At 65.2% G+C, this 20720-nt stretch carries 17 protein-coding genes; 7 read left to right on the forward strand and 10 right to left on the reverse strand.

Annotation, left to right across the window (positions count from 1 at the left end; translation table 11 throughout):
- Positions 1-164: 164 nt before the first annotated feature.
- Both DJFAAGMI_RS15895 and DJFAAGMI_RS15900 read right to left on the reverse strand, forming a co-directional pair.
- Positions 165-2141, reverse strand: coding sequence for an Hsp70 family protein (locus tag DJFAAGMI_RS15895; protein ID WP_211457850.1), 1977 nt, complete (start codon positions 2139-2141; stop codon positions 165-167).
- 3 nt (positions 2142-2144) lie between these two features.
- Entirely contained in the window at positions 2145-2798 is a 654-nt protein-coding gene (locus DJFAAGMI_RS15900) for a DUF2760 domain-containing protein (protein ID WP_211457851.1), read from the reverse strand.
- 464 nt (positions 2799-3262) lie between these two features.
- Here DJFAAGMI_RS15900 and DJFAAGMI_RS15905 point away from each other — a divergent pair, with 464 nt between their 5' ends.
- Positions 3263-4174, forward strand: coding sequence for a transporter substrate-binding domain-containing protein (locus tag DJFAAGMI_RS15905; RefSeq protein ID WP_043003626.1), 912 nt, complete (start codon positions 3263-3265; stop codon positions 4172-4174).
- Positions 4175-4303: 129 nt separating this feature from the next.
- Here the strand turns inward: DJFAAGMI_RS15905 and DJFAAGMI_RS15910 are convergent, their stop codons facing one another.
- The gene (locus tag DJFAAGMI_RS15910; protein WP_050871751.1) at positions 4304-5221 is read right to left on the reverse strand and encodes a LysR family transcriptional regulator; all 918 of its coding nucleotides are present in this window, start codon (positions 5219-5221) and stop codon (positions 4304-4306) included.
- A 172-nt stretch (positions 5222-5393) separates the two neighbouring features.
- Here DJFAAGMI_RS15910 and hglS point away from each other — a divergent pair, with 172 nt between their 5' ends.
- The 5 genes from hglS to DJFAAGMI_RS15935 all read left to right on the forward strand — a co-directional run bounded on the left by hglS (position 5394) and on the right by DJFAAGMI_RS15935 (position 10183).
- The gene (hglS, locus tag DJFAAGMI_RS15915; RefSeq protein ID WP_211457852.1) at positions 5394-6818 is read left to right on the forward strand and encodes a 2-oxoadipate dioxygenase/decarboxylase HglS; all 1425 of its coding nucleotides are present in this window, start codon (positions 5394-5396) and stop codon (positions 6816-6818) included.
- The gene (locus DJFAAGMI_RS15920; protein ID WP_211457853.1) at positions 6815-8053 is read left to right on the forward strand and encodes an aminotransferase-like domain-containing protein; all 1239 of its coding nucleotides are present in this window, start codon (positions 6815-6817) and stop codon (positions 8051-8053) included. Before hglS ends, DJFAAGMI_RS15920 begins: the two co-directional genes overlap by 4 nt.
- 123 nt (positions 8054-8176) lie before the next feature.
- Complete coding sequence (locus tag DJFAAGMI_RS15925) at positions 8177-8368, forward strand: hypothetical protein (RefSeq protein WP_249334363.1); 192 nt, start codon at positions 8177-8179, stop codon at positions 8366-8368.
- Between the two features lie 144 nt (positions 8369-8512).
- Positions 8513-9382 (forward strand): hypothetical protein, encoded by an 870-nt coding sequence (locus DJFAAGMI_RS15930; protein WP_249334366.1) that lies wholly within the window; start codon positions 8513-8515, stop codon positions 9380-9382.
- 93 nt (positions 9383-9475) lie between these two features.
- Entirely contained in the window at positions 9476-10183 is a 708-nt protein-coding gene (locus tag DJFAAGMI_RS15935) for a riboflavin synthase (protein WP_003058924.1), read from the forward strand.
- 68 nt (positions 10184-10251) lie between these two features.
- On the opposite strand, the gene DJFAAGMI_RS15940 is transcribed toward DJFAAGMI_RS15935, so the two are convergent.
- The 4 genes from DJFAAGMI_RS15940 to DJFAAGMI_RS15955 all read right to left on the reverse strand — a co-directional run bounded on the left by DJFAAGMI_RS15940 (position 10252) and on the right by DJFAAGMI_RS15955 (position 15492).
- Positions 10252-12735, reverse strand: a complete 2484-nt coding sequence (locus DJFAAGMI_RS15940; protein ID WP_211457855.1) for a heavy metal translocating P-type ATPase — start codon at positions 12733-12735, stop codon at positions 10252-10254.
- 103 nt (positions 12736-12838) lie between these two features.
- Positions 12839-13789: a 2-hydroxyacid dehydrogenase gene (locus DJFAAGMI_RS15945; RefSeq protein WP_211457856.1), complete on the reverse strand. Its 951-nt coding sequence runs from the start codon at positions 13787-13789 to the stop codon at positions 12839-12841.
- A gap of 69 nt (positions 13790-13858) precedes the next feature.
- Positions 13859-14629 (reverse strand): class II aldolase/adducin family protein, encoded by a 771-nt coding sequence (locus DJFAAGMI_RS15950; RefSeq protein WP_211457857.1) that lies wholly within the window; start codon positions 14627-14629, stop codon positions 13859-13861.
- Positions 14611-15492: a TauD/TfdA dioxygenase family protein gene (locus DJFAAGMI_RS15955; RefSeq protein ID WP_211457858.1), complete on the reverse strand. Its 882-nt coding sequence runs from the start codon at positions 15490-15492 to the stop codon at positions 14611-14613. The genes DJFAAGMI_RS15950 and DJFAAGMI_RS15955 overlap by 19 nt, the downstream gene beginning before the upstream one ends.
- A gap of 244 nt (positions 15493-15736) precedes the next feature.
- Here DJFAAGMI_RS15955 and DJFAAGMI_RS15960 point away from each other — a divergent pair, with 244 nt between their 5' ends.
- Positions 15737-16390, forward strand: a complete 654-nt coding sequence (locus tag DJFAAGMI_RS15960) for a TetR/AcrR family transcriptional regulator (RefSeq protein WP_211457859.1) — start codon at positions 15737-15739, stop codon at positions 16388-16390.
- A 50-nt stretch (positions 16391-16440) separates the two neighbouring features.
- Here DJFAAGMI_RS15960 and DJFAAGMI_RS15965 read toward each other — a convergent pair whose 3' ends face one another.
- The 3 genes from DJFAAGMI_RS15965 to DJFAAGMI_RS15975 form a co-directional block, all read right to left on the reverse strand.
- Entirely contained in the window at positions 16441-18168 is a 1728-nt protein-coding gene (locus DJFAAGMI_RS15965) for an acetyl/propionyl/methylcrotonyl-CoA carboxylase subunit alpha (protein WP_249334368.1), read from the reverse strand.
- A gap of 141 nt (positions 18169-18309) precedes the next feature.
- A complete protein-coding gene (locus DJFAAGMI_RS15970; protein ID WP_211457961.1) occupies positions 18310-19941 on the reverse strand; it encodes a 5-oxoprolinase subunit B/C family protein in 1632 nt (543 codons plus the stop codon).
- A gap of 5 nt (positions 19942-19946) precedes the next feature.
- Positions 19947-20714, reverse strand: coding sequence for a LamB/YcsF family protein (locus tag DJFAAGMI_RS15975; RefSeq protein ID WP_211457860.1), 768 nt, complete (start codon positions 20712-20714; stop codon positions 19947-19949).
- Positions 20715-20720: the final 6 nt, after the last annotated feature.

Genomic DNA, 20720 nt, shown 5'->3' on the forward strand with positions numbered 1-20720 from the left:
CCGCAAACTCCGCTGAGACTTACGCAAGCAAGAATGCAGCAAGGGCCTGCCTGCAGAAGCAGTCGTCTTGCCGGAACCCGCTTCTGCGTATGTCGTGTCCAGAGAAAAAAAAGCCCGCCAACCAATCGGCCAGCGGGCTTTCGCAGTCAAGCGACTCAACGGCCTTAGTCGGCAACCTCGGCAGAGGTCTCCGCGCGCACATCGAATTCCACCTTCCAGCGCTCGCTTCCGCCCACGGGCACGGCATTGAGTTCCAGGGTGCCGATATCGGTCACGCGCGCCTCCAGGGTCACGGGCACCACCTCGCCGGCCGCACGGCCGGCGGCGGGCAGATTCAGCTCGATCTCCTGCAGCTCCACCAGCTCTTCGGGCGACCAGAAGTCCAGCATGGTGCCGACCTGATCGGTGCGGCGCACGGACGAGCCGAAGAAGCGCAGACGCACGGGCTCGCCCACGACCAGGCCGAACTCTTCGTCAGGCAGCGCGACTTCCGTGCCCTCTTCCATGCCGAACGGTGCCAGGCACAGGGCGGACAGGGGCGGCTCCATGCCGGGGATGGCGGGCATATTGCTCTCCACGCCCACGTAGTAGGACTGGGCCGTGCCGCCGCGAATGCGCACGCCGCGGCCGCTGGTGGCGATATGGCCGTAATAGGCCGCGCCACGCGCCACGGCCAGATCGAGGTTGGCTCCGTCCAGCAGACGCGCAGGCTCGCAGGCCTCGTCGTCCAGCCAGCCGTTGATGACTTCCAGAATGCGCTGCTCGATCTGCGGCGCCTTGAGCACGCCGCCGTTGAACAGAATGGCCGTGGGATGCAGAAAGGTGGAGCCGTCGATCTGATCGCCGTTCAGGCCCTCGATCTCGGCCAGCGCATGAACCTGCCGGCTCAGAAAGGCCGCCAGATGGCGCGTGACGGCGGCATCCTGCGCATAGGGCAGGCCCAGCTGCGTGAGTGCGCCGCGCGCACGGGTCTTGGGCTTGTCGCTGACGGCCACCTTGGGGAAAAAGCCCTCGACCAGCATGGCCAGCACTTCGTCCTTGGTGACTTCGGTGCGGATGCTGCCGCCGATGAGCTTGCTGCCCCGGCTGGGCACGACCACGGGCACGGATTGCAGGCTTGCGTCGGCCAGCAATTGCTCCTTGGCAGCGCGGCAGCCATGGGCCAGCGCGCGGGTTTGCCAGGCATCCAGCTGCTTGCCCTCGGTCGCCAGCTTGCGTGCCACGCCATAGGCCAGGGCCAGGTCCATGTTGTCGCCGCCCAGCAGAATGTGTTCGCCCACGGCAATGCGCTGCAGCTCCAGATTGCCTTCGCGCTCCAGCACCGCGATCAGCGACAGGTCGGTGGTGCCGCCGCCCACGTCCACGACGAGGATGATGTCGCCATGCCTGACCTGCTTGCGCCATTGGCCGCCGCTGGCCTGGATCCAGCTGTACAGCGCGGCCTGGGGTTCTTCGAGCAGCGTCAGATTGGCAAAGCCTGCGGCCTTGCAGGCCTCGGCCGTCAGCTCGCGCGCGGCGGGGTCGAACGATGCGGGAATAGTGACGGTGATGTCCTGCTGCTCGAACGGGGCCTCTGGATGGGCCTGCTCCCAGGCGCGGCGCAGATGCTCGAGATAGCGGGTGGAAGCGGTCAGCGGCGAGATGCGGCTGACTTCCTCGGGGGCATCGGCGGGCAGAATGCCGGCGCGGCGATCGACGCCGGGGTGGCAGAGCCAGCTCTTGGCGCTGCTCACCAGACGGATGGGCGTGGCCGCGCCACGGCTGCGGGCGAATTCGCCGGTGATGAAGTCGACTGGCGCGCCGGGCAAGCTGCGCTCGGCCTCGGTCAGCTCGCTCTCGTGCGGCAGATAGAGAAAGGACGGAAGCAGGGGCGTGGCCTCGACACTGCCGGGAGCCGTGAGCTGGGGAATGTCCAGCACGCCCTGCACCACCTTCTCGCCATCGCTGGCGGTCTTGTTCACATAGGACAGCGCGCAGTGCGTGGTGCCCAGGTCGATGCCGATGCTGAACTGAGCGCCGGCAGATGGAGCATCGACCTGGCCAGCAGCGCCTTGCGGCTGAGTGGCAGCAGCCAAGGAGTCAGCTGCGGGCGCGGCCTGGGGAGCCGCACCGGATGCGGCGATGGAGGCAAACATGTTCATGGTTTACAGCTCCACTTCGGCCTGGGCGATGACCTTGGCGGCCTGGCTGTCGATGAGCTGGGGCAGCTTGACCTCCGTCACCAGCCAGCCACGGTGGGACAGCGTGCCGGTGAACGGTGCATGACCGACCACATTGCCTGTCAGGCGCACGGCAGCGGCGTCAAAGCCGGCCAGCAATGTGATGCGCGAGCCTTCGGCTTCGCTGCGCACGGGGCTCAGCGTGAAATGCTCGCGCAGCACCTTGCGGCAGCCTTCATGCACCACGCGCGCGGCAGCGCCGATTTCGGCATCGGTGTAGGGGGCAACGTCTTCCTGGATGAAGTCCACAAAGCGGGCTTCGCGCTGCATCAGTCCCAGCAGTTGCAGGGCGGCGCTGTCGGTGGCGACGAGTTTTTCCACCTCGACGCGTTTTTCAACCGGAACCTCGACGGTCTTTTCCACGATTTTCTCGACCGGCACTTCGACGCGGACTTCGACGATCTTCTCGACCGGCACTTCCACGCGCACTTCCTTGGGCGCGACGTCGGCGGCAAAGGCCTCACCGGCGCGCACACGGGTCACGTCGGCGGCCAGACGGCCGTTACCAAGGATGGCAAAGAAACTGCCGATCGCGATGGCGATGCGGCTCAGGAATGAGGGGGGAGTATTGGCAGTCATGGAGTCTGTCTCAAAACGGGTTCACGCATGCAGAATCTCTCTGTGGCGCCCTTGCGGGCTGGGCTGCGCGAACCGAAAACGGAGCCTGGCCAGGCGGCAGCAGCACGGCCGGCCCTGGCGACACAAGGCTGCACGCGTCGCAAACGGATGCGCGCGGGCCTGTGCAATAGGCGCAGATATTACCCAAAAAGCCCGATCTGCCCTCCCGCTATGGCTTTGCCGCGCCTGCGGCCGCACCGGAGTGCGCACTGCAGGGTCATACGCGGCAAGCATGACCTTCTTCCGTTTCATCGTTATGAAGCCGCCGCCATTTGCCGGATAGTTGCTGCAGGACATTGACAAACAGGCCGTTGCGGCCACAAGTCCTGCCGGTTCACGGGCTGCAACAATGCGCGGCACCAGGAACGACCGAACAACAACAGGATTGCGTTTTCCAAACGCCCACTTTCCGAGGAGACCTCCCCATGCGCCTGATGACCGCGAACCTGACGCTGGCATGTACCGCCCTTGTAGCCGCGATGACCACCTTCGGTGCCCAGGCCCAGACCGCCCCCGGCAGCACGCTGGAGAAGCTGCAAAAGACTGGCAAGGTGGTCATAGGCGTGCGCGAGAGCTCTGCCCCCATGGCCTATGCCATAGGCGCCAACCACCGCTTCACCGGCTACCACGTGGAGCTGTGCGAGAAGGTTCTGGCCCAGATCGCGCCCAGCGCCAAGATCGAATACATGGCCATTACCGCGCAGAACACCATGCCTCTGGTGCAAAACGGCACGGTGGATCTGGGCTGCGGCCCCACGACCAACAACCTCAGCCGCCAGAAACAGGTCGCCTTTGCCGTCACCACCTATGTCAGCCAGGTGCGCATGGCCGTGCGTGCGGACTCGCCCGTGACCTCGTTCAAGCAGCTCGACGGCAAGACCGTGGCAGCCTCGGCCGGCACCACCGCCGTGCAGCTGCTGCGCAAATACAGCCATGAGAACAATGTCAAGCTGCCGACCCAGCTGGGCAAGGATCACTTCGAGAGCTTTCTGATGCTGGAGTCCGGGCGCGCGGACGCCTTCGTGCTCGACGACAACCTGCTGGCCGGCGTGATCGCCAACGCCAAGGACCCCAAGGGCTACAAGATCGTGGGCGAGGCGCTGGGATCGGAGCCCATCGCGCTGCTGATGCGCAAGGACGATCCCGGCTTCAAGAAGGCCGTTGACGATGCCCTGGTGCGCATGATGAAGTCCGGCGAAGTGGCAAAGATCTACGACAAATGGTTTATGCAGCCCATTCCGCCCAAGGAGATGCCGCTGAACCTGCCCATGAGCGAGACGCTCAAGCAGCTGCTGCAAGCGCCCAACGACAAGCCGCTGGAAGCCTACAACAGCTGAGGCAACCACCGGCCTGCGTCTGGAGTCATGCTTTATTGATAGCTGGCTGCGCATGCTGATAAAGCACTTCAGACATTTTTATGCCTTAATTCATTGAAGGAGCTGCGCTGGCAGCTCCTTTTTTTTACATTACAGCGGTGCAGAGGAAGCGAACTCCTGCGCGACCTGCTTGAGCCAGCCCTGGAAGGCCTGCAGCGGCGGATAGGCCGAGCGGCTGGTCGGCCAGGCCAGGTAGTAGCGTTCGGCGCTTTGCACCTCGGGCAGCTGCGGCAGGGCCTGGACCAGATCGCCGGCCTGCAGCTCGCGCAGGATCAGAAACTTGGGCAGCAGCGCCACGCCCACGCCGGCAATCGCTGCCTGCGCTGCCGTGGCGAACTGATCGAACAGCATGCCCTGCATATCACCGCCCTGACAGCCCTGGCTGCCGAACCAGCGCTGCCAGGCGTCAGGGCGCGATGCCAGATGCAGCAGCGGCGCACGCAGCAGGTCCTGGGGCCGGGCAAAACCATGGCGGGCCGCCACATCGGGGCTGCAGGCCGGCACCACGGTCTCGCTCATCAGAAACTCCAGCTCCGCGCCCGGCCAGTTCGGCAGCCCGAAATGAATGGCGGCATCCACGGCTTCGAGCTGGAAATCGAACTGCGACAGCCGCGTGGTCAGATTGATGGTGATGCCCGGATGGGCACTGAAGAACTGCGGCAGCCGCGGCGCCAGCCAGCGCGTGCCGAAGGTCGGCAGGATGGCCAGGTTCAGGCTGCCGCCTTGGGGATTGGTGCGAAAGCCCAGCGTGGCATTGGAGATGCGCGCCAGGGCGGCGCGAATCTCCTGCGCGTAGACCTGACCCGCAGCGCTCAGGCGAACGGTCTGGCGCTCGCGCACGAACAGCTCTGTGCCCAGGCGCTCCTCCAATGCGCGGATCTGGCGGCTGACGGCACTTTGCGTGAGATGCAGCTCGGCGGCCGCCGCGGTAAAGCTCTGGTGCCGCGCCGAAGCCTCGAAGGCGCAAAGCAGGGACATGGGGGGCAGAAAGCGACGGGATAGCTGCATGGAACGAACCGGTGAGTGTGGGGCTGCTAGCAGGTTCATTCCGTTTAGGTATGACCTGGAGGCAGGATTATCGTTTGACCAAAGTCATGACGACGCACAACATCCTGCATATTCCTGCGGCCACGCCAGCGGCGCGGCCATCCCACGACCCCCAAGACCCTTCTGTTCCGTCATGAGCGCCACGCCCCACGCCTCTTCCACAGCTGCCCGATTTGTCTCCTCCAACGAGATCCGCACGCGCTTCTCGCGCGCCATGTCCGAGATGTACCGCAAGGAAGTGCCCCAGTACGGCACGCTGATCGACCTGGTTGCCGATGTCAACGCTCTGACGCTGCAGGCCGATCCCGAGCTGCGCCAGCGCATGAGCAAAAGCGGCGAGCTCGAGCGCCTGGATGTGGAGCGCCATGGCGCCATCCGCGTGGGCACGGCCGAGGAACTGGCCACGCTGCGCCGCCTGTTCGCCGTGATGGGCATGGAGCCCGTGGGCTATTACGACCTCTCGGTGGCCGGCGTTCCCGTGCACTCCACGGCCTTTCGCCCCGTGCACGACGAGGCGCTGCTGGCCAACCCGTTTCGCGTCTTCACCTCGCTGCTGCGTCTGGAGCTGATCGCCGATGAGGCGCTGCGCGCGCAGGCCGCCGAAATCCTCCAGCGCCGTCGCATCTTCACGCCGCGCGCACTGGAGCTCATTGCCCAGGCCGAGCGCGACGGCGGCCTGGACAGCGACGATGCCGACGCCTTTGTGCAGCAGGCCCTGGAGACCTTCCGCTGGCACAGCGACGCCACCGTGGATGCCGCCACCTACAACGCCCTGCAGAAAGCCCACCGCCTGGTGGCCGATGTGGTGTGCTTCAAGGGACCCCACATCAACCATCTGACGCCGCGCACGCTGGACATCGACCTGGCCCAGGCCGATATGCCCGCGCGCGGCATGGATGCCAAGGACGTGGTCGAAGGCCCGCCGCAGCGCGCCTGCCCTATCTTGCTGCGCCAGACCAGCTTCAAGGCGCTCAAGGAGGCCGTGCGCTTTACCGATGCCGACGCCAACGCCAACGCGGACAATGCCGGCGCCCATACCGCCCGCTTTGGCGAGATCGAGCAGCGCGGCGTCGCGCTGACACGCAAGGGCCGCGCTCTGTACGACGAGCTGCTGGGTCTGGTGCGCGGCATAGACAGCGCGGGCAGCGCCGCGCCCGACTATGCACACCGCCTGCAACAGGTCTTCACGCAGTTTCCCGACACCCACGAGGAACTGCGCCGCCAGGGCCTGGCCTTCTACCGCTACCGCCTGACCGAACATGCTCAGGCTCGGTTGCCCCAGGGCGCTGCCGAGGCAGATCTGGAAGCGCTGATCGACAAGGGACTGGTGCAGGCCGAGCCGATTACCTATGAGGATTTCCTGCCCGTGAGCGCGGCCGGCATCTTCCAGTCCAACCTCGGCGGCGAGGAGCAAAAGCAATACCAGGCCCATGCCGCGCAGCAGGTCTTCGAGAGCGCACTGGGCGCACGCGTGCATGACGAAATCGCCTTGTACGAGGCCAGCGAACAGCAATCCAGGGCCCAGGTTCTCGGGCTGCTGTCGGGAGCTGCGGCATGAGTCAGGACAGCGCACTGCCCCCCTTTGCCGCCGTGTTTGCCGAGCCTGCGGGATCGCCGATACGCGAGTTGTTTCCCTATCTTTCTCGCCCCGGCATGATCTCGCTGGCCGGCGGCTATCCATCGCCCAGCCTCTTCGATGCCGAAGGCCTGGCCCAGGCCGCCGCACAGGCCATGACACAGGGTCCGGGCGCGCTGCAATATGGCGCCACCGAAGGCCTGAGCGAACTGCGTGAGGCCCTGGCGCAGCAGGCGCGCGAGCGCGGCATGCAGGCGACGGCCGCCGACATCCTCGTGACCACCGGATCGCAGCAGGCCTTTGACCTGCTGGTGCGCGTGCTCGTCGAGCCCGGCGACACGGTGCTGGTCGAGGTGCCCGCCTATCCGGCCACGCTGCAAGCCCTGCGTCTGGCCCAGGCGCGCATCCTGCCCATTCCCATGGACGAGCAAGGCCTGCAGACAGAAGCCCTGGCCGATCTGCTGGCCGCACTGCCCGCCGACCAGCGCCCCAAGCTGCTCTACACCGTGCCGAACTTCTCCAACCCGCGCGGCACGCTGCTGGCGGCCGAACGCCGCGAGGCTCTGGTGCAACTGGCCAGGCAGCACGGCTTCTGGGTGGTCGAGGACGACCCCTATGGCGAGCTGCGCTTCGACGAGCCAGGCGACGTCCCCCGGGCCATGCCTGGCACCGTGCGCTCCGCGGGCGAGCGCCTGGCCGAGCCCGGCTCCAACCCCGTCGTCTACCTGTCCAGCCTGTCCAAGACCGTGGCGCCCGCGCTGCGCGTGGGCTGGATGCTGGCCGACGCGCCGCTGCTGCGCCGCTGCACGGTGGCCAAGCAGACGGCCGACCTGTGCACCTCGCCGCTGACGCAGTCGGTCGCCGCCTGCTATCTGGCCAGCGGGCGCTACCCGGCCACCGTGCAGCGCGCGCGCCAGGAATACCAGCGACGCATGCAGGCCCTGGTCCAGGGCTTGAACGCGTCACCGGACAGCGGCATACGCTGCTCGCGCCCCGCTGGCGGCATGTTTGTCTGGGCCGAGCTGGACCGCCAGATCGATCCGCAAAAGCTCTTCGACGCCGCCGTGGCCCTGGGCGTAATTTATGTGCCAGGCAAGGCCTTCTATCCGGCCGACCCCGACCTGCACACGCTGCGCATGTCGTTTGCCGCGCCCGAAGTGCCGCAGATCGCGCAGGCCGTTGAGCGTCTGTGCCAGGCTGCAGCGCAAAGCCGCTGAGCCCAGGCATTCCTGCACCGTTTCGCCTCCTGCCCTCTGAGGCGGGACGGCGTCATGAAATCAAGGAGATACCACGGCCGGGCGGCACCGGAGCGGGCTGCGCGGCATAATTGCCGCTTCTTCATGCCCCACACCATGGCCTGCCTGCACCTGTCCACCGCCGCCCGCCTGCGCCGCTCTGCCCTTGCTGCAGAGCTATCCGCGCGTGCCTGCGTGCTGCGTGCACTGCACACCCGCCGCCATGGCATTCCCACCGCATTCGTGAGCCTGAGCGGTGTCACGGCCATGCTTTCCGCCGCCGTGCGGAAGGCTTGAAGCACACAGCTCACATCCTCCGCACGGCCTTCCAGAACAGCATTTCCCTGGTGCATGGGAGAGGTACGTCCACGCCTTCGCGGCCCTGTACTGCCACGCGCACCGCATCTTGCTCAAAGGACGATCCGGAGGTCAGCCATGGACATGGAACTCACTCAAAATTTCTTGCGCGGCAAAAATCCCTGTGCCATGGGTTACCGCTGGTTTGTGCGCAACAACCTGGCCGGCGGGGACTACCAGGCTGCCATGGACACCCAGGTGGCCGCAGGCCGTGTGGAAGATGCACGCTGGCTGCTGGAGAACTTCGGCTCCACCAACAGCGTGCTGGAGCTCGAGCACCTGGAGGCCGACCACTTCGTCTATGCCGGCACGCTGATCGTGCACGGCGATGTGCGCGTCACCGGCCAGCTGCTGGTGGGCCGCAGCCTGCAGGCGGGCGGCGGCATACGGGCGGGCAAGCTCGAAGCGGGCGAAGAGATTCAATGCGGCGGCGCCATCTTTGCAGGTGAACTGCTGCAGGCCGGCGGCAGCATCAAGGCGGCCTGGAGCGTGGAAGTCGAAGGCGAGGTGCGCGCCGAAGACCTGCGCTGCGGCTGGGAGCTGCGCGGCGGCGGCCATGTAAAGCTCAAAGGCAATGCCCATATCGGCCAGGAGGTGCAGGTGCAAGGCGATATGCACTGCGGCAAGGGCCTGAAAGCAGGCGGCGCCATCGAGGTGCAGGGCCTGCTCGATGTAGGCCACGGCATTGCCGGCAACGACGGCATTCTGTGCGGCAACCATATTCAGGCCGGCTGGGGCATCAAGGCCCAGGGCGATATCCACGCGGCCTGCAGCATCCGCAGCGGCGAGACCCTGCAGGCCGATGGCGAAATCGCGGCCGGCCCGGGCTATGGCGTGTTTGCCGGCATGAATGTGCAGATGCAGGCCTGGCCCGACTGCGCCTGGGTACGTGCGCTCAAAAAGCCCGATGCACTGATCAGCGGCTTCTGGGAAGGCCGGCCGGCCTTCGCCTAGATGCTGGCCGGGTTAACGGGCAAGCAGGCAAAATAGCTGTTTTGACCCAAGGCCAGCGCCCGGCGCCAGCCTGTTGATAAGAGAGTCTGCCCCGTGTTTACCGGCATCATTCAGGCCGTGGCAAAGATTGCCGCGCTGCGCGACCAGGACGGCCTGCGCACCTTCATCATGGAGTTTCCCGAAGGCTTCTGCCAGGACCTGGCCATTGGCGCCAGCGTCTCGCATGACGGCGTCTGCCTGACGGTAACCGAAAACCTCTCGCCCACCAGCGCCAGCTTTGATGTGATGCTGCAAAGCCTGAACATCACCACGCTGGGCAGCTGCAAGGCCGGCGACACGCTCAATGTGGAGCGCGCCGCCAAGGACGGTGCCGAAATTGGCGGCCACCCGCTCTCGGGCCATGTGGACTTCATGGCGCCGCTGCTGGAGGTGATGCAGACCGAGACCAATCACAAGATCCGCTTCGGCATTCCCGAGGCCTTTCGCCCCTATGTGTTTGCCAAGGGCTATATCGCCGTCAACGGCGCCAGCCTGACGGTTGCCGAGGTGAACCGCAAGGAGGGCTGGTTCGAGGTCTGGCTGATTCCCGAAACCCTGCGCATGACGGTGTTCGGCGACAAGAAGGTCGGCGATCTGGTCAACATCGAGATCGAGCGCAGCACCCAGGTGGTGGTCGATACCGTGCGCGAAACCGTGGAAGCCAGCCTGGGCCGGCTCAAGCCCGTGCTCGAAGCCCTGCTGCAGGAAAAAGGCCTGAGCCTGGACGATTTTGTGGACGTGCCACAACTGCCCAGACAATAGCCCTGGCCACGGGACAAGCGCCGGAACATCTTCCGGCGCTTATCCCTCCGTTGCTGCCGGCCCTCTTGTCAGAGAGCGGGTTTGAAGCGCTTGAGCCGCAGCGCGTTGGAGAGCACGAAGACGCTGGACAGCGCCATGGCCCCAGCGGCAAATACGGGCGACAGCAGCATGCCGTTGAACGGATAGAGCAGACCTGCCGCCACCGGTATCAGCGCCACGTTGTAGGCAAAGGCCCAGAACAGGTTCTCGCCAATGTTCTTCATGGTGGCCTTGGACAGCGCGATCGCATTCGGCACGCCCGAGAGATCGCCAGACATCAGCACCACATCGGCCGCCTCGATGGCGATATCGGTGCCCGTGCCTATGGCAATGCCCACATCGGCTTCGGCCAGGGCCGGTGCGTCGTTGATGCCATCGCCCACATAGGCCAGCGTGCCATGCTCGGCCTTGAGGCGCTTCACGCTCTCGACCTTGCCGCCGGGCAGCACCTCGGCCACCACCTCGTCAATGCCCAGTTGCCTGGCAATCGCCTCGGCCGTGTGGCGGTTGTCGCCGGTAATCATGGCCACCTTCAGGCCCAGTGCGTGAAGGGCATCGATCGCGGGCTTGCTGGTGGGCTTGATCGGATCGGCCACGGCAATCATGGCCGCCACCCGCCCGCCGATGGCTGCATACAGCGGCGTCTTGCCTTCGCTGCCCAGGCGCTCGGCCTCGGCCGCAAAACCGTCAACGCTCAGGCCAAGCTCGCGCATGAAGCGGTCGGCACCGATCTCCACCTGATCGCCCAGCACCACGGCACGCACGCCGAAACCGGTCACCGATGCGAAATCGCTGATGGCTGGAATCTCCAGCCCTTCGGCTTTAGCCGCATCGACGATGGCGCGCGCAATCGGGTGCTCGCTGCGATCCTCCACGGCAGCCACCTGCGCCAGCACCGCGCCGCGCTCAAAGCCGTCGGCCAGCGCCAGATCGGTCAGCTCTGGGCGGCCACGGGTCAGCGTGCCGGTCTTGTCCACCGCCACCACCCTGGCATCCTTGAGCTGCTGCAGCGCCTCGCCCTTGCGCAGCAACACTCCCATTTGCGCGGCACGCCCGGTTCCCACCATGATGGAAGTCGGCGTGGCCAGCCCCATGGCACAGGGGCAGGCAATGATGAGCACGGCCACGGCATTGACCAGGGCAAAGCTCAGCGCAGGATCGGGACCCCAGACCAGCCAGATCACGAAAGTCAGCAGGGCCGCGGCCATGACGGCCGGCACAAACCACATGGTGATCTTGTCCACCAGGGCCTGAATCGGCAGCTTGCTGCCCTGGGCCTGCTCCACCATGCGGATGATCTGTGCCAGCAGCGTATCGGCGCCCACCTTGGTGGCCCTGAAAGCCAGCGCCCCGTTCTGATTGACCGTGCCGCCCACCACTTCGGCGCCCTCGGCCTTCTCGACCGGCACTGGCTCGCCGCTGATCATGGATTCATCGACAAAGCTGCGGCCTTCGATGACCTCGCCATCGACGGGAATGCGCTCGCCCGGGCGCACTTCGATCAGATCGCCGGCACGCACCTGGGCGATATCGACTTCCTGGACCTGGCCATCGCGGCGCACGCGCGCGGTCTTGGCCTGCAATTGCACCAGACGGCGAATGGCCTCCGAGGTATTGCCCTTGGCACGCGCCTCCAGAAAGCGGCCCAGCAGGATCAGCGCCACGATGACGGCCGCGGCTTCGAAGTACACATTCACGGAGCCTGCAGGCAGCCATTGCGGCACAAAGGTCGCGACCACCGAATAGGCAAATGCCGCCGAAGTGCCCACGGCGACCAGCGAATTCATATCGGGCGCTGCGCGCAGCAAGGCGGGCACGCCTTTCTCGAAAAAGCGCCGCCCCGGCCCGAACAGCACCATGGCCGTCAGCGCGAACTGGAGGTACCAGCTGTTCTGCGTGCCGATGCTGCCTGCAATCCAGTGGTGAAACGCAGGCACCATGTGACCGCCCATTTCCAGCAGAAACACGGGCAGTGCGAACAGGGTCGCAAAGATCAGGGAACGCTTGAGCGATTCGCGCTCCTGTGCCCGGCGCTCGGCTGTGGCGTCCTCGCCAGTCGCGCCGGCGCTGTGCGCCACGGGCTGCGCTTCATAACCGGCCTTTTCAATCGCCGCGATCAGGGCGCCCACCGTCACGCCGCCCTGCAGCTGCACGCTGGCACGTTCGGTCGCGAGATTCACCACTGCATCCTGCACTCCGGGCACCTTCTTGAGCGCACGCTCCACACGGCCGACGCAGGACGCACAGGTCATGCCGTTCACCTGCAGATCCACGCTTTGCGCGGGCACCGCGTAGCCCGCTTTTTCGATCGCCGCCACGGCCTGCGGCAGGATGGCCGCAGCCTGCGCCGGATCGGCCACGGTGAGGCTGGCTTTTTCCGTGGCCAGATTGACCACGGCCTCCTGCACACCGGGCACTTTCTTGAGCGCCCGCTCCACCCGGCCCACGCAGGAAGCGCAGGTCATTCCTTCCACAGACAGCTCAAAGGCTCCGCTTTTGGTCAGTGCATTCATCGCGTTCTCCATTCACGTTGAAGGCAACTGTAGAGATTGACATGATGTAAAGGTCAAGCCCCCGACAAAAACCTCTTTCGGCAGGGTGCAAACATGCGGCGGTTCAATCTGTGATTTCGGGCAGCCCGAAGTGCTCCAGCAGGTACGCCTCGGCCTGCGCCAGCATGGCCTGCAGGCCCTGCCGTGTGGAACTTGCCATGTGCGGCGTCAGCACCGTATTGGGCAGCTCGATCAAGCCCTCGGGCACTTGCGGCTCAAGCGCAAACACGTCGAGTGCCGCCGCTGCAATCGTGCGTTCCTGCAAAGCCTGCTGCAATGCCGCTTCATCGACGATGGAGCCGCGCCCCACATTCACCAGCACACCCTGCGGCCCCAGGGCCTGCAGCACGCGGGCATCGATCAGCCCCCGGGTTGCAGGCCCGCCGCTGGCGCAGACCACGAGAAAATCCACATCTGCGGCCAGCTCCAGCACACTGTCACACCAGCGGTATGGCACATCGTTCTTGGGAGCGCGCCCCGTATAGGCAATCGACATATCAAAGGCCTGCGAGCGCCTGGCCACGGCACGGCCGATGCGCCCCAGGCCGACGATGCCCATGCGCTGCCCCGAAAAGCGCAGGGTGAGCGGATACCGCTCTTGCAGCCAGCGCCCCTGCCGCACAAACTCATGGGCCTGCACGATCTGCCGCGTGGCAGCCAGCAGCAGGGCCAGCGTGTGGTCGGCGACATCTTCGGCACAGACATCGGGTGCCCTGCTCACCTTGATGCCCAGTTCTGCCGCAGCCTCAAGATCGATGCCGTCCCGGCCCACCCCGACGACGACGATCAGCTCCAGCGCCGGCCACTGCAGCATCTGTTCGCGGCTGACGATGGACTGGGCATTGCACAGCATGGCTCGCACCTGAGCGCACAGCTCGCTGCGCCGGGCGCTGCCGATCCCGGCCGCCTCAAGCAGCTCAAACTGCAGCTGCAGTCTCTCGCGCATGGCTGGCGCCAGCGCCGTGTGAAGCAGCAGCCAGGGACGCTGCGGGTTCGGTGATTCTTGGATGGACATGGGAGGGCTTCCGGTTGATCGATACAGTCTTCGCTTCCCGCCAGCAGCGGGCGCAAAGCAAAAGCGGGCCTACTCCAGCACGCCAGGATCGCGGCGGATTTCCTCGCGACACATGGCCTCCCAGAGGAAGGGAAAGCCGTTGAGGTCGGTGCGCGCTCCGGTCGCCTGGATCACGGCATCGCTCAAGGGGGTGCCGCCACCGAGCGCCTGCACCCGCCAAGCCAGGCGGCAGCGCCACTCCAGCGTGATGGCCCGCAGATGCGCCTGTCGAATGCTCTCGCCCACCACCAGCGCACCATGATTGGCCAGCAGCGCCCATTTGCTCTGGCCCAATGCGCTGGCCACGGCATTGCCCAGCTCGCGCTGCTCCACCGTGCCCCGGTATTCGTCATAGACCACGGGGTCGGTATCGACCAGGGCCGAGGTCTGGTCATACACCGGCGGTACCTTGCCCGTGGCCGACCAGACCGAACTCCATTCGGGATGGTTGTGGATGACCACGCGCACATCGTGGCGCTTTTCATGCACGTCCATGTGCAGCCGGATGGCCGGAGTGATGTTCCACTCGCCCTCGATCACCTGGCCTTGCGCATCCAGCCTCAGGATGTCCGAGGCCGTCAGCTCGCTCCAGGTCAGCTCCCAGGGATTGGCAAGATAGCTGCCGTCATCCAGGCGCAGCGTGATGTGGCCCGCGATATGGTCGTTATAGCCTTCGCGCGAGAGCACGCGGCACAACAGCGCAAGCTGCTGGCGATCACCGAGCGCCGGCAGCAGCGGCTTGCGGCCCGGACGCGGCGCGTATCTGGACAGCAGCTCCCGGTTCAGTCCGTCGTGGCGCATGCTGCCTCCTGTTCGTTGTGTTTCCGGGCGGCAACGCCCTGGCGTGCAAATACCGACGCACGGTGCATGCGACGCTGGTGCGGCGCATAGTCCATGATGGCGTTGTGCACCACGCTGCGGTTGTCCCAGATCACCATATCGCCCAGCGCCCAGCGGTGCTTGAACAGGAACTCCACCTGCATGCAGTGCGCATGCAGATAGGCCAGGATGGCACGGCTTTCGGCCTGTGGCAGACCATCTATATGCGTGACATAGGTGGGGCTGACGTAGAGCGCCTTGCGCCCTGTGAGCGGATGCACGCGCACCACCGGGTGCAGCTGGCGACGGTTTTGCGCGACCACTTCCACATAGCGCTCATGCGTGCAGATGCCATGCTGCAGCGCCGCCGTCATGGGGCTGTTCATGTCATGCCAGGCACTCAGACCATCGAGGTACTGCTTCATCTGCGACGACAGCGCATCGTAGGCACTGGTCATGCTGATCCAGCAGGTATCACCTCCCATGGGCGGCAAGATGCGCGCATGGGTCATGGTGACGATGGGCGGACTGGGAAGAAAGCTCTCGTCGTGGTGCCACATATCGGCGCGGTCGCCGAGCTTGGAGTCTATGACTGTGATCTGCTCATAGCCCTGACCCAGATTGGGATAGAAGGTATGGACTTCGGCATCGCCAAAATGACGGGCAATCGCTAGATGCTGGTCGGGCGTCATATCGGGCACATGCAGCACCAGTGCTTCATGTCTGAGCAGGGCGGCTTCCAACTCCTGCAGGGTTTGCGCAGACAACGGGTCTGCCAGGTCCAGCTTCAGCACTTCGGCACCGATGCGCGGGCCGAGAATTCGAACCGAGATGGGGGATGACATGGGCTTTCTCCTCTATGCAATGTCTTGCCCGAGTGCAGTGCTTCTGTCTCCTCCACAGCGTCTGCCTCAGGCTCTGTCGGGCCGCACCTTAGCGCTAGGATGGGGAGCAGCCTTGCACAAAGTCTAGGCAGAGGGAGTGCGTTTTTCCACTCGCATTCCGGCTCCCTCAAAGACGTCGCAAGTCATTGATGGAAAAAGAAAAAATCAGCCCCAACAGATAAACCGAGGACAGGACTTGCATTTCATGGACGCGCCCACCACCCCACGCCCCAAGGACCAGTTGCCGCAACCGCGCAAACAGCCTGTGCAGGCACGCTCAAGAGCGCTGGTCGATGCCATTGCCGAAGCCTGTTTGCGCCTTCTCGAAAAAGAGGGAGAGGACGCTCTCACGGTCAATCGCATTGCAGAGGTTTCGGGTGCTGCCGTGGGCTCCATCTACCAATACTTTCCCAACAAGGAGTCCATGATTGCGTCAGTGTATGAACGCCTGCTCAATCAGGAATCCGAGCAGCTTTTCCAGATGCGCGAGCAGTTGCAGGGTCTGCCGCTCGAAGCCATATTGCGCCAGATCTTTGCGAACATGATTCGGGTCGAGCAGCGCCTGCACCAGCTCAGCCATGCTTTCCATGCACGCTATCGCACGGCATTGCACCTGGGCCTGTGGCATGCACCGCAGGCCAGCCGGGAGGAATTCATCAACGCCACCTGGCTGCCACTGCTGCAGATGCATGACTCGCAGGTACAGACCGACAACCTGCCACTGGCTGCCTACCTGCTGGGCCAGGGCCTGCGCGAGATCATTCACAGCGCCGTGCACGATGTGCCTCAGCAGGCCCGCTCACCCGAGTTTCTCGACGCACTGGTGGCCATGGCCATGAGCTGCGTGAAACGAGGCTAGAAAAACAAAGCGCGACACAGAGGTCGCGCTTTGTGCGGGGCTGGCTATGTCTATCGGATATGCGCGATCACGGCGCTCAAGACCTGTGCAGTGCCTGGCTGCACGGCCAGTGTGATGCGGCCGCTCTTGTGGGCCGAAACCTGCATTTCCATCTTCATGGCTTCCATCACGGCGATCACATCGCCTTCCTTGACCTCGTCGCCATCGGCCACCTTCCAGGCATGCAGATTGCCGGCGATCGGCGAGATGACGGCATCGGGGTCCACGTTTTGCGACGCTGCGGCCTGGGTCGCACCGGTCGCCGGCGCAGACAGTCCCTGCAGCAGCATGGCGGGCAGGCCCAGCTGCACGCGGCGGCCGTCGATCTCGATGGCCGTGCGCAGCAGGCTGGTGTCGGCCACGGGCTCGGCGCGGGCGGCTGCGGCCAGCGGCTCGGCAAATTCGGTCTCGATCCAGCGGGTGTGGACATTGAAGCCCGCAGTCCCCACAAAGTCGGCCTGATTCAGCACGGCCTTGTGGAAGGGCAGCACCGAAGCCACGCCCTCGATGCGGAACTCGGCCAGCGCGCGGCGCGCACGGGCCAGGGCCTGCTCGCGCGTGGCCCCCGTGACGATGAGCTTGGCCATCATGGAGTCAAACGTTCCGGGGATCACCGAGCCGGACTCGACGCCAGAATCGAGGCGCACACCCGGCCCCGAAGGTGGGGCAAAACGCGTGATCAGACCCGGCGTGGGCAGAAAGCCGCGCCCCACATCTTCGGCATTGATACGAAACTCGATGGAATGGGCCCGTGGTGCCGGAGTCTGCGTGAAGGACAGCGGCAGACCGTCGGCCACGCGCAGCTGTTCCTGCACCAAATCGATGCCCGTGGTTTCCTCGGTCACGGTGTGCTCGACCTGCAGGCGGGTATTGACCTCAAGGAAGGAAATGGCGCCGTTGCCGCTGAGCAAAAACTCCACGGTTCCCGCGCTGACATAGCCGGCTTGCGCACAGATCGCCTTTGCCGCACTGTGAATGCGTTCACGCTGGGCATCGGTGATGAAGGGGGCAGGAGCCTCTTCCACCAGCTTCTGGTTGCGACGCTGCAGCGAGCAATCGCGCGTGCCCAGCACCACCACATTGCCATGCGTGTCGGCAATCACCTGCGCCTCGATATGGCGCGGCTTGTCGAGGAACTGCTCCACAAAGCATTCGCCACGACCGAAAGCCGTCACGGCCTCGCGCACGGCAGAGGCATAGAGCTCGGCCACTTCGTCCATGCGCCAGGCGATCTTCATGCCGCGGCCACCGCCGCCAAAAGCAGCCTTGATGATGATGGGCAGACCATGCTGCTGGGCAAAGGCCAGCACTTCGTCGGCATCCTTGACGGGATCGGGCGTGCCGGCCACCAGCGGCGCACCGACCTGCAGCGCAATCTTGCGCGCCTCGACCTTGTCGCCCAGCTTGGCGATGGTGTCTGGGCGCGGGCCGATCCAGACCAGACCCGCATCCAGCACGGCCTGCGCAAAGGCTTCGCTCTCGGACAGAAAGCCATAGCCGGGATGCACGGCATCGGCGCCCGAACGCTTGGCAATCGCAATCAGCTTGGCGATGTTCAGATAGGTGTCGGCAGGCTTGTCGCCATCGAGGCCATAGGCCTCGTCGGCACGGCGCACGTGCAGGGCGTCGATATCGGCATCGGCATAGACGGCGACAGACTTCACGCCATAGTCGGCACAGGCGCGTGCAATGCGCACGGCGATCTCGCCACGGTTGGCAATCAGAACTTTGGTAATCATGGTTGCCACCTCAGGAAGCGTAAGACAGGGATGCGAGACCGCCGCCGCCTGCTGCGCAGGCCCGGCAATCTGGTGAAACAACTGCTGCGCAGCTGTTTTCGCCACGGTTGGCAATCAGAGCTTTTTTCATCAAGTCACTCCTCACTCCGCGGCTGCAGGCACCAGCTCTGCAAAGGTGCGGATGGGGTTAAAACGAATCCAGGCGCCTACGGGAATCTGTCCCGCAAGATCCAGATGATGGGGTGCCACGCAGCCGATCACGGGATAGCCGCCGGTCAGCGGATGGTCGGCCAGAAACAGCACGGGCTGGCCGCTGGCAGGGACCTGGATGGCCCCCAGCGGCGTGCCTTCGCTGGGCAGCTCGCTGCTCACCGCGCGCGTCAGCGCCTGCTCGCCGGCCAGTCGCAGGCCCACGCGATTGGACTGGGGCGTGACCTGCCAGCGCTGGGCGGCCAGCAAGGCCACGGCCTCGGGCGTGAACCAGTCGGTACGCGGGCCCAGTTCCACATCCAGCACCACCTCGCCGTCAGGGGCCGGCAGCTCCTGCTGCGGCAGGGCCAACTCGGCCACCACGGCATGGTGGTCCGGCAGCACCGCCAGCAACTGCCCAGTCTGAAGAGCGGGCGGGCCGACATGGGCCAGGGTGTCCGTCGAAGCGCTACCCAGCACGGGTGCCACCTCGTAGCCGCCGCGCACCGCCACATAGCAGCGGGCACCGGCCACGGGCTGGCCAAGACTCAGCGTGTCGCCATCGCCCAGCGCAATCGCTGCATAACGCGGCGCAGACCAGCGGCGCCCGTCGGCCGTGGTGATGCTGATGGGCGCCTCTGCACCGGTCACTGCAACGACGTTCTCGCCCACGCTTTGCAGCGACAGGCCGCCGCCTACCGTCTCCAGCACCGGCAGCTGGCTGGCATTGCCGACCAGCCGGTTGGCCGTCTTGAACGCCGCCTGGTCCATGGCTCCGGAGGCCGAAACGCCCTGGCCGGCCTGGCCATGGCGGCCTCTATCCTGGAACAGCGTGAGCAGGCCTGTGGCGCGCACACGCAAGGCACCGGCATCTGCTTTTAGATTCGTAGCTGCTTGCGCTTGCTCCTTATTGATTTCAGCCACTTTATTAGCCGAAATCGAATTGGATAGAGCGCTGACAGCTTCTGTTTGCGTAGCAATATCGACAAACTGCACGCGGTAGCCGGGCTGCAGCAAGGCCGGCAGGTCGCGCGCCAGATCCCACATCGCGGCATCGGTCACGCCGATGATCTGCCAGCCGCCGGGGCTGGCCTGGGGATAGACCGCGCTGAAGCTGCCGGCCAGCGCCACGGCGCCCGCAGGCACCCTGGTACGTGGCGTGGCGCGGCGCGGCACCTGGAAGACGGGGTCGCCGCCGCTCAGATAGGCAAAGCCCGGCGCAAAGCCGGTAAAGGCCACCGACCATTCGCTGCCGGTGTGGCGGCGCACCACCTCTTCGGCCGTGATGCCCAGTATCTGTGCGACTTCGGCCAGATCCTCGCCGTCATAGCGCACGGGAATCTGCACCAGCACATCCGAGCGCTGCACGCTGCCGCTCAGATCGCAGGCGGCAATGCGCCGCACCAGTTGCGCCGCACCGATGATATGGGGCGCAAACTGTACAAGAATGGTGCGCGCAGCAGGCACCAGCTCCTGCACGCCTTCTATGGGACTGGCCTGCAAGGCCCCCAGCAGCACCAGCGTCTGCTGCAGGTCGGCCAGCTCCACCAGGATGGCGTGGCGGTTGACGGGCAAAAAGCGCATGGAACTCATGGTGCTGCTTCCACAAAGGAGGTGATCTGCACGCCCTCCTGCTCGAAGCGCTGGCGGATGTTGCGTGCAATGGCCACGGCACCGGGGCTGTCGCCATGCACGCAGATGGAGTCGGCCTGCACACGCACCAGGCTGCCGTCCACGGCCTCGATCACTCCATCACGCACCAGGGTCAGCATGCGCTGGGCGATCAGGTTTTCGTCGTGCAGCACGGCACCGGGCTCGCGGCGCGAGACCAGGGCGCCGTCGGGCGTGTATCCGCGATCGGCAAAGGCCTCGGCCACCACGTTCAGACCTGCATCGCAGGCCCATTCAATCAGGGGCGCACCTGCCAGCGCCATCAGCACCAGACTGGGATTGATGGCCTTGATGGCATTGATCACATCCATGGCCTGGCGCTTGTCCTGGGCAATGGTGTTGTAGAGCGCGCCGTGCGGCTTGACGTACTGGACGCTGGTGCCGGCAGCCTGCGCCAGGCCCTGCAGAGCGCCGATCTGGTAGATCACGTCGGCCACCAGATCGCCGCTGGCCACATCCATGTTGCGACGCCCGAAACCCGACAGGTCGCGGTAGGCCACATGCGCGCCGACGACCACGCCGCGCGCCTTGGCGGCCCTGAGCGTGGTCAGCATCCCGGCCGGGTCGCCGGCATGAAAGCCGCAAGCCACATTGGCGCTGCTGACGATGTCCAGCATGGCCGCATCGTCGCCCATGCGCCAGGCGCCGAAGCTCTCGCCCAGATCGCTGTTCAAATCCATTTTCATCATTCT

The sequence above is a fragment of the Comamonas brasiliensis genome (genome assembly GCF_018292285.1).
In the GTDB taxonomy this organism is placed as follows: domain Bacteria; phylum Pseudomonadota; class Gammaproteobacteria; order Burkholderiales; family Burkholderiaceae_C; genus Comamonas; species Comamonas brasiliensis.